The following is a 15,086-nucleotide window of genomic DNA, read 5'->3' as shown; positions in this document are numbered from 1 at the left end:
TGATATCTGACTTAAGTCAGATATCATGCTCGATCCGATCGCCCGCGTTCGCCGCTTCAACCGCGCTGTCACCTCGGAGGTCGGCGCGCTCGACACCTCCTTCCTCGGGCGGGGGCGGCCGCTCGGCGCGGCGCGTGTGCTCAATGCGATCGGCCATGGCCGCAGCGATGTCGCCGAGCTGCGCGACTACCTCGCGCTCGATTCCGGGCTGATGAGCCGGCTGCTGCGCGGTCTCGAGGAGGAGGGGCTGGTGACCACCAGGCCGCATCCGGACGATGCGCGCCGCCGCATCGCAAAACTCACCGCCGCAGGCCGTCGCGAGTTCGACGCCTATGAGACGCTCTCCAACGCGCAGGCTCAATCGATGCTGGGGCGCTCCAGCCAGCGCGAGGCGCTGCTCGCCGCCATGGATATGGTCGCCGCGGCGCTCGGCCGCGACCGCATCGCGATTGACGAGGTCGATCCGCGCGGCGAGCCGGCACGCTACTGCCTGACCGAGTATTACGCCGAACTGTCGCGCCGCTTCGCGCGCGGTTTCGACGTCAAGCTGTCGCGCGATCCCGATGCGCTCGACATGCTGGCGCCGCGAGGCGCGTTCTTCATTGCGCTGTCGGACGGGCTGCCGCTCGGCTGCGTCGGCCTGAAGGGATCGGGCCGAGAGATCGCCGAGATCAAGCGGCTTTGGGTCGCTCCTGCAGCGCGCGGCCTCGGCCTCGGCCGGCGCCTGATGGACGCCGCCGAGACCGCCGCGCGACACCTGTCGATCACGACGCTCCGGCTCGACACCAACAGCGCGCTCGGCGAAGCCCAGCAGCTCTACCGCAAGACCGGCTGGACCGAGATCGACCGCTTCAACGACGATCCGTATCCGGATTTGTTTTTCGAGAAGGTGCTTTAGGTTGAGTGCGGCTTGCGTTCGGCTCGAGTTGGCGCGCGATCGCTATATGGGCACTCGCCGTCTCGGCTGGGCACAATGTGGGATGAAGGTGTGTTCCGTTCAGCTTCTCAACTGGCCAACGCAGGCGGAGCGCCTCTGCACTAGCATGCTCATAGATCGGCGAAGTTTGGAGGTAGCCAACGGGGATATGGCGCCACGGCATCAGGTCCATGTCCTCTTCGAACCAGCTCAGCGTCATAGCGGGAAGGCCATCCTCGAATTGCGCTAACGCGATCGGATTCTGGGACAGCTGGTCCAAGCCGATGAGCGTGGCCCGCTGCGGGTCCTGAACGAACCACCGCGACCAGATTGGAAGAATTCCGTCCGCTGCAGCAATGCGGCGCACGAACTCATGCAGTGCGGGGCGGACCGGCCATGCGCGGCCTCCGTCCGGCGGAATGTCGCCATCGACAATGATGATGCCGCGGACTGGGAGCTTGGTCGCAAGACTGGCGACGAGCGCACTCGCTGAACTGTGGCCGACGAGAATGGAGGCGTCGGTTGGCGCGATGTGATCGAGCAGAAGCCGTGGCCAAGCGCTCCAGGCCGGTGGCGTTGCATGATGCGCGAGAATATCTGGCACTTGCAGCGAGTAACCTAATTTCCGCAGGTGTTCGGCCGTTGGCTGCCAGCTCGACGCGCGCACCATGGGGCCGGCAATCAGGATGAATTCTTTGCTCATGTCGTCTCGATAAAAATGGTCGTTAAGCGGAACTGTTGAAGTCTCAACCCGCCGCGCCGACCAGTGCGACCCTCATGTCGGCTGCCTCGAAGACGCACCTGCCGTCGGCCAGCACGCGGCCGTCGGCGATGCCGAGCACCAGCCGGCCACGCCTGACCTGGCGCATGTCGACCTCGTAGCGCACGCAGTTCACGTCCGGTGTGATCTGGCCGCGGAAGCTGACCTCGCCGACGCCGGTGGCGCGGCCTTTGCCCGGCGAACCCGACCAGCCGAGCCAGTAGCCGACCATCTGCCACATCGCGTCGAGGCCGAGGCCGCCCGGCATCACCGGATCGCCACGGAACAGGCAGTCGAAGAACCACAGCTTCGGCGTGATGTCCAACTCGGCCACCACACGTCCCTTGCCATATCGGCCGCCGTCCACGCTGAGCGCCGTGATCCTGTCCATCATCAGCATGGGCGGCGCCGGCAACTGCGCGTTGCCCGGGCCGAAATAGCCGCCCTCGCCGGACTGGAGCAGGTCCTCCTTGGTGTAGGACGATTGCGGTGTGTGAAAATCGCGCGGGTCGGGCATCGGCTCTCTTCCCTTCGGGCCGGGTGAGAAAAAGCGGGCCCGAATGGTGCGGAGCTCGCCTGCGCGATGGAGGGTGGGCACGCGGAACAGCGCATTCAAGCGCTCCCGGAAAATTTCGTTCATCTTGTCGCATGACGGTTGTTCCGCCCGTGCGAAGCCCGCGGACCTCGCCGCGCCCTTTCGCGTTAAGTGACGGGCAACCGGTAGGGTGTTGGATGCGGTGTCTTCCGTGTTGGGGTGATCACAGCGGCCGAGGGGGGCAAGCACGTCAGCGGATGTGTGCAGGCACCTGACGCAAATGCGGCAAGTGAGGCCGATTGAGGCGGTTGTCCGCCTCACTTCACCCCAAGACATGATCGAGCGTATATACCCTGCGTCGCTCGCGCGGGCGGAACGGCAATGGCGAATCGGGAATAGGGCATGGTGACACGATCCTCGGCGGCTCAGAACCTTGCAGCGATGCACCCACCCGGACCGGCTCTCGTGCTTCTGGCGGCCCTGGCGCTGGGACTGACCAGCCCCGTGGCGCATGCCCGGCAGGCGAAGCCCGCGCCGGTGACCGAGGCGACCGCGCCGCGCGCGCATGGCGATCCGATCATGGCGATCGTCTCGATCAAGACGCAGAAGGTCACGTTCTACGATTCGGAAGGCTGGATCTGGCGCGCGCCGGTGTCGACCGGCGTGTCCGGCCGCGAGACGCCGGCTGGCGTGTTCGCCGTGCTGGAGAAGGACAAGGACCACCACTCGACGCTCTATGACGATGCCTGGATGCCGAACATGCAGCGCATCACCTGGAACGGCGTCGCACTGCATGGCGGGCCGCTGCCGGGCTATGCCGCCTCGCATGGCTGTGTGCGCATGCCCTATGGGTTTGCTGAGAAGCTGTTCGACCGCACCTATATCGGCATGCGCGTGATCATCGCCCCCGGCGACGCGGCGCCGGTCGAGTTCTCGCATCCCGCGCTGTTCGTGCCAAAGCCGGACGCGCTGGCGGCGGCGCCGTCGCGTGCGAGCACGCTGAACCGCGAGGCCGAGGAGGCGACGAAGGCCGCCGACGAGGCGAAAGCCGCTGCGGCCGCCGCCGAGCGCGAGGCGAAGTCGGTGAAGTCGAATTTGCGCAAGCTGGAGCAGGCGAAGGCGCGTGCCGATGCCGAGCTCAAGATGGCCGACAGGAAGCTCGCCGCGGTGAAGACCGATCAGGCGAAGCCGGCGGCCGAGGAGGCGCAGCAGAAGGCGGCGGCGAAGGCTGCCGACGCGGCCGCGCAGCTCGACGCCGCCAAGGCGGAGGCTTCCGCCAAGCTCGCCGCTGTCACCAGCGCGAAGGAAGCAGCCAAAGCGACTGCGACCAAGAAGGCCGAGACCAGCAAGGCGGCGACCGACGCCAGCCTCGCGACCGAGCCGGTCTCGGTCTATATCAGCCGCTCGACCCAGATGCTGTATGTGCGGCGGAACACGCACAAGCCGGCGCGTGACGGCGGTGGCGAGGTGTTCGACACCTCGATCGAGTCGCCGGTCACGATCCGCGATCCCGACCGCCCGCTCGGCACGCATATCTTCACGGCCGTGGCGCAGAACGGCGCGGGCCTGCGCTGGACGGCGGTGACGATCGACGACGGCGACGACGCCAAGGACGCGCTCGACCGCATCACGATCCCGAAGGATGTGCTCGACCGCATCGCACCGACGGCGGTGCCGCGTTCCTCGATCATCGTCTCCGACGAGCCGCTGTCGAGCGAGACCAATTATCGCACCGAGTTCGTTGCCGTGCTGAGCAATCAGCCGCAGGGCGGCTTCATCACGCGCAAGCCGACGACCAATGTCGACGTCGTCGCCAGCGGCGATCCATATGATGACGGGTTCGGGAACTTCTTCCAGCGCAGCTGGGATGGCCAGCCGGTCCAGCGCGGCTGGGATGGTCAGCCCGTCGCGCCGCAGCGTCGCCGCGGCCAGGCTCCGACCTATTATCGGCCGGTGCAGCCGGGCTGGTGGTGACCAGCCGGGCCTGTGCCTGACCGCGGGCTGCGGTCAGGCCAACGTTCAAGTCAAATCAGTTGCGGCCGCCCGGGATGACGCCGGGCCACTGCATCACGAAAGGCTGCGGCTCCGACTGAGTCTCCGGCGCGCGCGCCACGCGCTTGACGCGGTGAGGACGGCTGCGCGAGATCGAGCTGGTGGCTTCACGCGCGGTCTCGATCCGCGTCAGTTGCTTGCGCATCTCGCCGGTGCTGGTCCGCAACTGCTCGATGGCCATGTCGGTGTTCGCGGCGGCGGTGCGCATTCCACCGAGCTCGGTCGTGACGTCTTCCTGCGCGGAGCGCAGGCGGATGGCCTGGCGCTTCAGCAGCGCGAGATCCTGCTCGATCTTGTCAGCGGTTTCGCGACGGCGGATCTCGCTGTCGTCGGCGGTGGTCCGCAGCGTCGCGAGGCCGGTCTCGGCGGTCGACAGGCTGGCCCGGAGCTGCAGCAGCTCGCCGGAGGTGTCGTTCTGGCGGTCGCGCAGCTGCGCGGTCTCGGCCTTGAGCTGGGTGATCTCGGAGGTCAATGCGGCGACGCGGGTCTCCAGCGATGATGACCCGATGCCGGCAAAGGACAAGCTGTTGGCCCCGCCGCTGCTCCACCACATCACGCCGGCGCTCGCTGCGAGCGCAAGGCTCAGGACAATTCGTAGAGAGGTTGTGCCGCTGCTCGGCGGAGCATCCGGCGTCTTCACAGTCTTGCGCATCGACACGTCTCCAGGGATTCGATTGCGGCAATTATGACCGTATTAAGGTTTCCAATGTTCTAAGCGCGCCGTGCCGTCGTAACATTTCATCCACGTAGTTTTCCGGAATCTCGCTTGCAGTGATGAGATGGACACGCGGCGCGACACTGGCGGTCCGGTCGAAGCGTGCCGTTCGGGTTTTGCGAGCGTGTCCGCAATGCGTGGATGCCGGGCGAAGCGCGAGGTGGATGGTTCGCCGCAAGCCTTGCATTCGGGCAAAAGACGTCGCGCCTGTGACGGCGATGCGCTAAGTCTCGGGCCATGTCCGACACACCGAGTTCCGCCGCGCCGCCGGCTTTCGACGACCTCGCCGAGGCCATCAGGCACCGCCGCTCGGTCTATGGTCACATCAGCGGCTTGAGAATGGACCGCTTCGCGCCCGGCGAGGCGTGGTCGACCTTGCCCTATCGCCCGGTGTTCGTCGGCGACAGCGACACCGGCGTGATCCATGGCGGCGTCGTCACCGCGATGCTGGATGAGAGCTGCGGCATGGCGGTGCAGCTTGCGCTCGACGGCAGCCGTGCGATCGCCACGCTCGACCTGCGCATCGACTATCAGAAGCCGGCAACGCCCGGGCTCGACATCAAGGCGCATGCCGTATGCTACCGCGTCACGCGCTCGATCGCCTTCGTGCGCGCCACCGCCTATCAGGAGGAGGAGAGCGCGCCGGTGGCGACCGCCACGGCCTGCTTCATGATCGGCGCCAACCGCACCAACATGCTGACGGACCGTCCGGCCTTCGGCGGCGAACCGCCGCCGCTCGATGCGCCCGATGATCCCACGGGGCGGTTCGCGAACAGCCCGTTCGCGCGGTGCCTCGGCATTCGAGTCGCCGATGACGGCACGGCGATCATGCCGTTCTCGCACCGGATCATCGGCAATCCCGTGCTGCCCGCGATCCACGGCGGCATGACCGGCGCGTTCCTGGAGACCGCGGCGATCGTCACCGTCATGCGCGAGCTCGGCGTGGCCGCGCCGCCGAAGCCGATCGGACTGACCGTCAACTATCTCCGGTCAGGCCGCGCGCTCGACAGCATCGCGTCGGCCTCGATCGTGAAGCAGGGCCGCCGCGTCGTCGCCTTCGAGGCCCGCGCCTGGCAGGACGACGCCACCAAGCCGCACGCGACGGCGTTCGGCCATTTCATGCTGCGGCCCGAGGCGGGACAGGACCAGGACTGAGAGCAGGACTGAGGGCGATCAGGATTTGCGCAGGATCTTGTCCATCGCCTTGCCGCGCGCCAGCTCATCGATCAGCTTGTCGAGATAGCGGATCTCGCGCATCGTCGGCTCCTCGATCTGCTCGACGCGGACACCGCAGATCACGCCCTTGATCTCCGACCGCGCCGGATTCATCTCGGGCGCCTGCGCGAAGAAGGTCTCGACATCGGTCTGCTTTTGCAGCTGGGCCTCGAGCGCCGTCTGGTCATAGCCGGTCAGCCAGCAGATGATCTGGTCCACCTCGGCCTTGCTGCGTCCCTTCTTCTCGCCCTTCGCGACGTAGAGCGGGTACACGCTCGCAAAGCTCATCGTGTAGATCTTGTGTTTCGCCATGGCTGCTCCCGCTCCGCCTGCCGTCAAGATCGTTCATGCTGCCTGTCGAGCGAGTCCAAGGCCCAGCGCAATTGGCGCTCGGTAGCGCGCAGCCGGATCTCGTCGGATGCCAGCTTCGCCAGCGCGAGCAGCGTCTTTTCCTGATCGGCGTCGAGCGTGCGCGGTTCGTAGTCGATGACGCACAGCGCTCCGACGGCAAAGCCGTCGGGGTCGGTGACGGGCGCGCCGGCGTAGAAGCGAAAATGCGGTTCGCCGGCGACGGCCGGGTTGGTATCGAACGGAGCTTTGCCCGCGAGGTCGTCCACGGCAAAGACGCCCTTCTGCAGAATGGTGTGATTGCAGAACGACCAGCTTCGCGGCGTCTCGGTCATCTGCAGCCCGACCCGCGACTTGAACCATTGGCGGCTGTTGGTCAGAATCGTCAGCAGCGCGACAGGGGCCTTGAGGCTGCGGCTCGCGAGCCAGGTCAGGCGGTCGAAGGCGTCCTCAGGCGCAGTATCGACCAGACCCGAGCGCTTCAGTGCTGCAAGGCGCCGGCCCTCATTCGCGGCGAGCGGAAACGGCGCGCCGTCCACGACGATGTCCCGCGGCGCGTCCCGGTCCTGTAGCAGGCTTTGCAACGCAGCCGGCAGTTGGTCTCGCGGCGTCACGGTCACGCGCCGCAAGCTTGAGAGATCGCCGCTCGCCGCGGCCTCGGCTCCTGCGACGGCAAACAGGGCGATCGAGCCGAACGCCGGATTCATGTCGATATGCTTCAGGAACGCCAGCCGGTCCGGATCGGCGTCGGTCAGGTCGACGATCACCGCGGCTGGCTGTCGCGAGCCGATGACGAAGGCCGCGGTGTGAGCATCCTGGTGGATCGCGACGGTGCATTCCGGCACGTCCGCCAGCGCCGTTTCGTAAGCCGCTCGCCGGTCCGCGGAGCACACGACGATGACGAGCGTGGAGTCCAGGACAGGCGCCGGCTTGGTGCGAGCGATCAGCGCTTGGACTTCGGTCCGGTAGACCCGGCGGTGTCCTCCCGGAGTCTTCCAGGAGGTGAGCGTGCCGCCCTCGATCAGCAATTGCGCCGTGCGCACCGAAATCCCGAGCAGCTTCGCCGCCTCGGATGTCGTCAGAACGTCCTTATCCATCGACCGCACCGTATCGGCTGGCAGCATGGTTCGCAGCTTCCGCTGAACCGCCGCACCCGCGTTCACCACATGGGCCGGTTTGGTTCAAGCGCAAGCGCGCCTGCGTGATCACGAAACAATCATATTTAGTGATATTGATAAAATCGATAGATTTGATATTTTCTCTTCGCGTTGCGGCATCATATTACCTATTGTCGGTATGATCCGCCTGCGTCTGCACGTTGTGGATGTGTTGTGTCCACTTCAAACGGAGAGAGAGCCAATGATGACGACCGTGACCCGTGACGACGATCCGCAGCGGACCAGCCTGCGAGCACCCGAAATCAGCACAGGGCACTATGACTTCATCGTCTGTGGCGCCGGATCGTCGGGGTCCGTGGTGGCCGCGCGGCTGGCGGAAGATCCGGCGGTGCGCGTGCTCCTGCTCGAAGCGGGCGGCAGCGACGATGTTCCCGAAGTCATGAGCCCGGCGCAGTGGCCGCTGAACCTCGGCTCGGCGCGCGATTGGGACTTCAGGGCTGAACCCAATCCGCATCTGAACGGTCGGGCCATTCCGCTCAACATGGGCAAGGTGCTGGGCGGCGGCTCGAGCATCAACGTGATGGTCTGGGCTCGCGGACACCGCAACGATTGGGAGCGCTTTGCCGCGGAGGCGCAGGATGCGGCGTGGGGCTATGAGTCGGTGCTGGAGATCTATCGCCGCATCGAAAACTGGCAGGGCACCCCGGACCCGCGGCGCCGCGGCACTGGCGGGCCGGTGCAAGTCGGTCCCGCGGCCCACCCGCAGCCGATCGCGCGGACGATGATCGAGGCCGCACAATCCCTGGGGCTGCCGGCATTCGACAGTCCGAACGGCGCCATGATGGAAGGGCGCGGCGGAGCTGCGATCAACGACCTGATCGTCAAGGACGGGCGGCGTTCGTCGATCTACCGGTCCTACGTGTATCCGCGGCTCGGCCAGTCCAATCTCACGGTGCTGACGGAGACGATGGTCACACGGCTGATCTTCGACGGCCGCTCCGTCGTGGGCGTGGAAGCGATGCGGGATTCGCAGCAATGCCGGTTCATGGCCGGCCGCGAGGTCGTGCTCTCGCTCGGCGCCATCAATACGCCAAAGGTTCTGATGCAGTCCGGCATCGGCCCGGAGGACGAACTCCGCCGTCACGGCATTCCGGTGATCCAGCATCTGCCTGGCGTCGGCCGCAATCACCAGGATCACATCGCCTTCGCCTGCGTCTTCGAATATCGCGAGCCGCAGGCCGTCGGTTACGGCGGCTCGGAAGCGACTCTCTACTGGACGAGCGACGCGAGGCTGGCTTGCCCCGACATGTTTCACTGCCAGGTGGAGTTCCCGGTCGTCAGCGCCGAGATCATGGGGCCCGACGTTCCGGAGCATGGCTGGACGATGTTCGCGGGCCTCGCACATCCGAAGAGCCGCGGCACGCTGCATCTGTCCGGGCCGGGTCCGGACGATCCCATCCGAATCGAAGCCAACACGCTGTCGCACCCGGATGACCTTGCCGCGGCCTACGCCAATATCGAGCTGTGCCGCGCCCTGGGCGGCGATCCAGCCTTCAACAGGCTCGTGAAGCGCGAAGCGCTTCCCGGCAAGCGCGACAAGGCCGCGATGGAAACCTTCGTGCGCAACGCCGCCGTCACCTATTGGCACCAGTCGTGCACGGCCAAGATGGGACACGACGCGATGTCCGTCGTCGATGGCAAGCTGAAGGTCTACGGTGTCGACAGGCTGCGCATCGCCGATGCGTCGATCATGCCTGAGATCACCAGCGGCAATACGATGGCGCCTTGCGTCGTGATCGGCGAGCGCGCCGCCGACATCATCAAGGCCGCGCATGGCGTGAACTGACATGGCGCGGCTGGCCCGCATCGTATCCTCACGGACCGGTCGCTCGATGTCACACAGATCCATTCTCGTGCCGCTCGGTTGCGGGCGGCACGCCAGCTTGCTCTGCTGACAGCTATCAAGAGAGATTTTTCAATGACAAACGAATTGACGCTGCTCGTCCTGCACGTCCGTGTTTGGCTCGACATGCGGGTTGCGGCCTATCTTCAGCGGCGGGCCGCGATAATTCAGGCACGCAACCGGCGGGCGGCGCGGGGCGATGTTCGACCCTTCGACAGCGTGACGATGCCGATCTCGTCGGGCGCGCCCCGGCGGCTCGTGCTGGTTCTGATCTGAGGCCGCCTGCATCGTCTTGCCTTGCTCTGTCACCGGCGTAGTCACCCGCTATCCCGCCACGAACATCGGAAACGACACGCCGAGCGACCATGCCAGGATCAGGCCGAGGCCGACGCCTTCGGCGACCGGCGAATTGGTCCTGCGGCCGACGCTGCCGCCGATCAGGCCGAACACGATGAAGAACAGCACGATCACGGGGATGATGATCAGCAGGAAGAACAGCCGCCTGACATCGAGCGCCACGGCGCCGCCGAGCGACGCCAGGAAGGCGGCACGGATGAACAGCGTGCGCCAGAGCGCGGCGTGGCCGCCCTGATTGGCGATGCTGTCGGCCAGCATGTAGGGAACGGCGCCCACGGCGATCGCGGCGATGATCGGCAGGCGCGCCGGGATCGGCATGAAGGAGGCGACGTAACGGTCGAGCGCGCCGCCGAAGCCGAGGATTCCGTAGGTCGCCAGCGCGAGCGCCGCGAGCCAGGCGACGCGGCCGAAGCGAACGCCCTGCAGACGCAGCAGCGCCAGCGACAGCCCGCCATAGACCAGGAGATGCACCGCGATGTAGTCGGCGACCAGCACCGGCAGGAAGCTTGTGTCGACGAAGCGCAGCGCGACCGGTGTCACCATTGCGGGCACCAGCGTGGCGATCAGCAACTGGCGCAAAGGGATCGCAGGCGGCGGCGCAGCGCGTTGCGGCAGCAACTGGCCCAGAGGCCAGGCCAAGAGCACGATGCCCGCAAGCAGCAGCACGATGGCGCCGCCGGTCGCGGCGACCGGGCCGCTGCTGCTGCGGCCGAACGCCTGGTCGAGCCACCTGCGTGCCTCGCGCAGCGCCGTCGCCGAATACAAGACGCTCACATGCTCGACGTCAGGCGCCACGACGGCGCGACGGCCGCCGCCTTGAGCGGGATCGCCCACGGTCTGGCCTTCATCCGCGGCGGCATCGGCGAGCCTCAGATTGCGCAGCGCATCGCGGCGCAGCGCCGACTCCCATTCCCCCGTGATGATCAACAGGTCGCGCGGCGCGTTCGCGGTGACGGCCTGTGAGAACATCGAGATCGCCACCGTCGCGCCGATGCGCGGATCGGCCAGCGCCTGGCGTACGATGATGTCGGACGCCATGGAATGGCCGAGCAGGGCCACGCGGCCATCGGCGCCCGGAAGCGCCAGCGCCGCGTCGGTGACGCGCCCGATCTCGCTCATCAGTTTCCGCGTTGTGCCGTCGATACGCGTGACATCGCCCGACATCGGCTCGGGATTGCGGCCATGGCCCTCGAAGTCGAATGAGACGGCAAGATAACCCGCATGCGCGAGCGTCAGCGCATAGGCCTCCATGAACTGGCGCGAGCCCGCGAAGCCATGGGCGATGACCACCACCGGTGCGGAGACCGCGTCACCGCGCCGATAGATGGTGATGGGCGTGGTGTCGACCTGGCCTTGCGTGATGGTGAGGCCGGCGCGCTCCGTCTCCAGGCGCCAGATGCCGGCCGCGCAGAGCGCAAGCCCGACAAGCGCCGCAGCCAGCAGCGCCATCGCGCGCGCACGCTTCGCAGTTGATGGGCGCGGCGCGCCTGACATGACCTGCTCCATTGCAGCCGATTTTAGCGCAGGGACATCCGGGGTAAACAGTCGGCGTGCGTGGAGAGGGCCGGCATCGAACGAAACCGGGGCCGCTTCGTTGACGACAGCGCTGCGGGAACCATATTCGATGAGCCCGCCGCGGCAACAAGGAGGATGCATGAAACCGGACGTGATCTGCCTGATGGCCTCGAGCGTCGACGGCCGGACCTGGCCGAGTCGCTGGCGCCCGAAGGGCTCGGGCGACCTGTTCGAGCAGGTGCATGACAAGCTCGGCGGTGATGCTTGGCTGATCGGCCGCGTCACCGGCCAGGAGTTCGCCAAGGGCAAGTCTTATACGGCAACGACCACGGAGCGCTTTCCGCGCGAGCATTGGATCAGCCGGCGCGATGCCGAGGTCTATGGCGTCGTGCTCGATGGCCACGGCAAGATCTGCTGGGGCCGCTCCGACATCGGCGGCGATCCGATCGTCGTCGTGCTGACGGAAGCCGTCTCGGATGCCCATCTCGCGGGTCTGCGCAGCGAGGGCGTGTCCTATATCTTCGCGGGTGAGACCAGGCTGGATCTGCCGCGCGTACTCGACATCCTCGCGCGCGAGCTCGGCGTGAAGCGCCTGCTGCTCGAAGGCGGCGGCCATGTCAACGGTACGTTCCTGCGGGCAGGGCTGATCGATGAGCTCAATCTCGTGCTGTGCCCGGCGATCGACGGCGCGAAGGGCGCGCCGATGGTGTTCGATTCCTCGGAGGACGAGTCCGACCAGCGCGCGCCGCTGACAGCGATGACGCTGGAGAGCACGACGGCGCTGGAGGGCGGTGCGCTGTGGCTGCGCTACAAGCTCGCCAATGGCGCTGATCTGCCGGCGCAGGCCAGCCATGGCTGAGCAGCGCAGCGACCACATCATCATCGTCGGGGCCGGCGCCGCCGGCCTGATGGCCGCGCGCGAGCTCGCGCGGGCCGGCCGCAAGGTCACGCTGCTGGAGGCGCGCGAGCGCTGCGGCGGCCGCATTCATCCCTTGCCGGAGAGCGAGTTCGGCTATCGCGCCGACGCCGGCGCCGAGTTCATTCACGGCGATGCGCCGGTCACGCACGCGCTGATGGCCAAGGCGGGGCTGAGGTCGGTGCCGGTCGACGGCGCGCGCTGGCATGTGAGGAACGGCGCGTTCTCGCCGGACGATCCCGCCGACCGGCAGATGCGGCGGCTGTACGAGGTTGCGCGGCAGCTCGATCAGGACATGACGGTGACGGCGCTGCTCGATCGCCATTTCGCCGGCGAGGACTTCGCGGCGCTGCGCCAATCCGTGCTCAGGACGGTGCAGGGCTATGACGCCGCCGATCCCGGCCGCGCCAGCGTGTTCGCGCTGCGCGACGAATGGATGGGCGGCGAGCGCGGGGCGCAGGGCCGCATCGTCGGCGGTTATGCATCGTTGGTCGATTTCCTCGTGGTGGAGTGCCGACGTCTTGGCGTCGCATTCCAGTTCGGCGCGGTTGTCAGCGCTGTCGAGACGGCAGAGGAGGGCGTCGTCATCCGCTGCGCCGACGGGCGAGCCGAGCACGGCGATCGCGTCATCCTGACGGTGCCATTGCCGCTGCTGCAGACCATTGCACTGCCGCCGGGCATGCGCGCTCCGCAGGCCGCGGCCGACGCCATCGGCTTCGGCAACGTGATCAAGCTGCTGCTGCGCTTCGAAAGTTGCTGGTGGCGCGGAAGCCGTACGGAAGATCTCTCGGATATGCTGTTCGTATTGTCCGATGCCGAGGTGCCGGTGTGGTGGACGCAGCATCCGAGCGAGCACGCGGTGCTGACCGGCTGGCTCGCCGGCCCGCCGACCCACGCGTTCGCGGCCATGACCGAGCCGGAGCTGATCGCATGCGGCCTGTCGGCGCTCGCGTCGATCTTCGCGCGGCCGGTGAGCGCGCTGCGGCAAGAGCTGATCGCGGCGCGTGCCGTGGATTGGTCCAAGGATCCGTTCGCGCGCGGCGCCTATTCCTATGCGACGCTCGCCTCGCATCAGGCGCAGGACGCATTGTCGCGCGCGGACGGCCCGCTGCTGATCTCCGGCGAAGCGCTGTATCGCGGGCGCGACATGGGCACCGTCGAAGCGGCGCTGGCGAGCGGCCTCGACACGGCGCGGCGGCTGCTTGCCATCTGAGCGCGTCGCGTGCATGACGTGACATCCGTACGCTCTGCGGACGTCAATTGTCCCGGACCAGAAAGGATCGTCATGCTCGACCACGTCGGCTTTCCCGTCTCCGACTTCGCTCGCGCCAAGGCCTTCTATGCAGCGGCGCTCGCGCCGCTTGGCTACGTCCTGATGATGGAGATCACCGACGCGCAGACCGGAGGCCACGGCGATCACGCCGGCTTCGGTGACGGCCGCCCGGACTTCTGGATCGGCACCGGCGGCAAGGCGGCGACCTCCACGCATGTCGCGTTCCAAGCTAGGGATCGCGCGACCGTCGATGCGTTCTACCAGGCGGCCATCGCGGCGGGCGGCCGTGACAATGGCGCGCCGGGACTGCGGCCGCATTATCATGCGACCTATTATGGCGCCTTCGTACGCGATCCCGACGGCAACAATGTCGAGGCGGTCTGTCATACGCCGGAGTGAGTGATCCCCAGGCGGACTACGCCATCACCGGCATGTGCTCCGCTGCGGCGGCGAGGCTCGGCGCCACCACGATCTCGAGCTGCTGGCGCAGCCAGCGGTGCATCGGGTCATCATGGTGGCGCAGGTGCCAGACCATGTACATCGGCATGGGCGGGCAGGGGACCGGCACTGGCGCCACGGCGAGCCCTCGCAGCATGTAGGCGCGCAGCAGGCCCGGCAGGGTCGCGATCATGCGGCCGCCGCGCAGGAACGGGCCGATGCCGCCGAAGCCCGGCACTTGTGCGACGAACCGCCTGACGAGGCCGCGCTCGGCCAGGACCTCGTCGATATCGAGCCGCCGTCGCGGCTCGTAGACGACGGTGAGGTGATCGCTGGTGAGATAGTCCTCCAGGCTCCGCGGCGGCTCGCGCTGGCTTGCATCGTAGAACACGCGGTAGCTGTCCTCGAATAGCCGCTTCTGCAGGATGTCGCTGCCCTCGGGCGGGCGCGGCGTGATGATGAGCTGGCAATGCTCCTCACGCAGCATCTCCGGCGTCGGCGCGCCCGACGGGATCACGCGCAGGCTCAGGCCCGGCGCCTGCGCGCGGGCGTAGCGCAGCAGCGAGGGCAGCAGCAGGTCGCGCTGCAGGTCATTGGCGGCGATCGTCACTTGCGCGGAGATCTTCGCTGGCTCGAACGCGGCGGCATGCGAGAAGCCGCGGAGATCGTCGAGCAGCGCGCGGGCGCGCAACGCCAGCAACTGCGCATGCGCCGTCGGCACGATGCCGCGGCCGGATTTCACGAACAGCGGATCGCCGGTGATCGCCCGCAATTTGTCGAGGAGATGGCTGACGGCCGATTGCGTCACGCCGAGCCGCTGCGCGGCGCGCGTCACCGAACCCTCCTCGATCACGGCGAGCAGGAGCTGCAGCAGATGGCCGTCGAGGTCCAAATGATCGAATTGGCTCATGGATCAGATCAGGCGGGCAGCCTTTATCGGATGTGTTTCCCGGCGATACTGGCGGGCATGGATCACGCCGCTTTTGATCCAGATCAAACGCGCGCGGTCAGAACGCTTTCAGGGG

15 protein-coding genes are annotated in these 15,086 nt (G+C 67.1%); 8 read left to right on the top strand and 7 right to left on the bottom strand.

Going from position 1 to position 15,086, the window contains the following annotated elements; all coding sequences use genetic code 11:
- The first annotated feature begins 25 nt into the window (after positions 1-25).
- Positions 26-898: a bifunctional helix-turn-helix transcriptional regulator/GNAT family N-acetyltransferase gene (locus tag ACQR1L_RS04195; RefSeq protein ID WP_434856673.1), complete on the top strand. Its 873-nt coding sequence runs from the start codon at positions 26-28 to the stop codon at positions 896-898.
- Here the strand turns inward: ACQR1L_RS04195 and ACQR1L_RS04190 are convergent.
- Positions 852-1,619 carry an alpha/beta hydrolase gene (locus tag ACQR1L_RS04190; RefSeq protein WP_434856672.1) on the bottom strand — a complete coding sequence of 256 codons (768 nt, stop codon included), beginning with the start codon at positions 1,617-1,619 and terminating at the stop codon, positions 852-854. The two genes, ACQR1L_RS04195 and ACQR1L_RS04190, sit on opposite strands and share 47 nt — an antisense overlap.
- Before the next feature lie 43 nt (positions 1,620-1,662).
- Positions 1,663-2,193, bottom strand: coding sequence for a bifunctional 3-hydroxydecanoyl-ACP dehydratase/trans-2-decenoyl-ACP isomerase (gene fabA, locus ACQR1L_RS04185; RefSeq protein ID WP_434856671.1), 531 nt, complete (start codon positions 2,191-2,193; stop codon positions 1,663-1,665).
- A gap of 420 nt (positions 2,194-2,613) precedes the next feature.
- On the opposite strand from fabA, the gene ACQR1L_RS04180 reads away from it, so the two are divergent.
- Positions 2,614-4,185, top strand: coding sequence for a L,D-transpeptidase (locus tag ACQR1L_RS04180; protein ID WP_434856670.1), 1,572 nt, complete (start codon positions 2,614-2,616; stop codon positions 4,183-4,185).
- A gap of 55 nt (positions 4,186-4,240) precedes the next feature.
- Here the strand turns inward: ACQR1L_RS04180 and ACQR1L_RS04175 are convergent, their stop codons facing one another.
- On the bottom strand, positions 4,241-4,915 hold the full coding sequence (locus tag ACQR1L_RS04175; protein WP_434856669.1) for a hypothetical protein: 675 nt from the start codon (positions 4,913-4,915) through the stop codon (positions 4,241-4,243).
- Between the two features lie 300 nt (positions 4,916-5,215).
- Here ACQR1L_RS04175 and ACQR1L_RS04170 point away from each other — a divergent pair, with 300 nt between their 5' ends.
- Positions 5,216-6,133 carry a PaaI family thioesterase gene (locus ACQR1L_RS04170; RefSeq protein ID WP_434856668.1) on the top strand — a complete coding sequence of 306 codons (918 nt, stop codon included), beginning with the start codon at positions 5,216-5,218 and terminating at the stop codon, positions 6,131-6,133.
- 18 nt (positions 6,134-6,151) lie between these two features.
- On the opposite strand, the gene ACQR1L_RS04165 is transcribed toward ACQR1L_RS04170, so the two are convergent.
- Together ACQR1L_RS04165 and ACQR1L_RS04160 are read right to left on the bottom strand one after the other, a co-directional pair.
- Positions 6,152-6,505 (bottom strand): DUF2200 domain-containing protein, encoded by a 354-nt coding sequence (locus tag ACQR1L_RS04165; RefSeq protein ID WP_434856667.1) that lies wholly within the window; start codon positions 6,503-6,505, stop codon positions 6,152-6,154.
- A 23-nt stretch (positions 6,506-6,528) separates the two neighbouring features.
- Positions 6,529-7,638: an excisionase family DNA-binding protein gene (locus ACQR1L_RS04160; RefSeq protein ID WP_434856666.1), complete on the bottom strand. Its 1,110-nt coding sequence runs from the start codon at positions 7,636-7,638 to the stop codon at positions 6,529-6,531.
- A 265-nt stretch (positions 7,639-7,903) separates the two neighbouring features.
- Here ACQR1L_RS04160 and ACQR1L_RS04155 point away from each other — a divergent pair, with 265 nt between their 5' ends.
- Together ACQR1L_RS04155 and ACQR1L_RS04150 are read left to right on the top strand one after the other, a co-directional pair.
- Positions 7,904-9,505 carry a GMC family oxidoreductase gene (locus ACQR1L_RS04155; protein ID WP_434857233.1) on the top strand — a complete coding sequence of 534 codons (1,602 nt, stop codon included), beginning with the start codon at positions 7,904-7,906 and terminating at the stop codon, positions 9,503-9,505.
- A 144-nt stretch (positions 9,506-9,649) separates the two neighbouring features.
- Complete coding sequence (locus ACQR1L_RS04150; RefSeq protein WP_434856665.1) at positions 9,650-9,838, top strand: hypothetical protein; 189 nt, start codon at positions 9,650-9,652, stop codon at positions 9,836-9,838.
- 48 nt (positions 9,839-9,886) lie between these two features.
- On the opposite strand, the gene ACQR1L_RS04145 is transcribed toward ACQR1L_RS04150, so the two are convergent.
- Entirely contained in the window at positions 9,887-11,413 is a 1,527-nt protein-coding gene (locus tag ACQR1L_RS04145) for a serine aminopeptidase domain-containing protein (protein WP_434856664.1), read from the bottom strand.
- Positions 11,414-11,573: 160 nt separating this feature from the next.
- On the opposite strand from ACQR1L_RS04145, the gene ACQR1L_RS04140 reads away from it, so the two are divergent.
- From ACQR1L_RS04140 to ACQR1L_RS04130, 3 genes are all read left to right on the top strand, one after another.
- On the top strand, positions 11,574-12,293 hold the full coding sequence (locus ACQR1L_RS04140; RefSeq protein ID WP_434856663.1) for a RibD family protein: 720 nt from the start codon (positions 11,574-11,576) through the stop codon (positions 12,291-12,293).
- The gene (locus tag ACQR1L_RS04135; RefSeq protein ID WP_434856662.1) at positions 12,286-13,563 is read left to right on the top strand and encodes a flavin monoamine oxidase family protein; all 1,278 of its coding nucleotides are present in this window, start codon (positions 12,286-12,288) and stop codon (positions 13,561-13,563) included. The genes ACQR1L_RS04140 and ACQR1L_RS04135 overlap by 8 nt, the downstream gene beginning before the upstream one ends.
- A 72-nt stretch (positions 13,564-13,635) precedes the next feature.
- Entirely contained in the window at positions 13,636-14,022 is a 387-nt protein-coding gene (locus ACQR1L_RS04130) for a VOC family protein (RefSeq protein WP_434856661.1), read from the top strand.
- Between the two features lie 16 nt (positions 14,023-14,038).
- Here the strand turns inward: ACQR1L_RS04130 and ACQR1L_RS04125 are convergent, their stop codons facing one another.
- Positions 14,039-14,971: a LysR family transcriptional regulator gene (locus ACQR1L_RS04125; protein ID WP_434856660.1), complete on the bottom strand. Its 933-nt coding sequence runs from the start codon at positions 14,969-14,971 to the stop codon at positions 14,039-14,041.
- Positions 14,972-15,086: the final 115 nt, after the last annotated feature.

It is taken from the genome of Bradyrhizobium sp. HKCCYLR20261, from assembly GCF_051168435.1.
In the GTDB taxonomy this organism is placed as follows: domain Bacteria; phylum Pseudomonadota; class Alphaproteobacteria; order Rhizobiales; family Xanthobacteraceae; genus Bradyrhizobium.
This window is presented reverse-complemented; position numbering and strand designations above follow the sequence as displayed.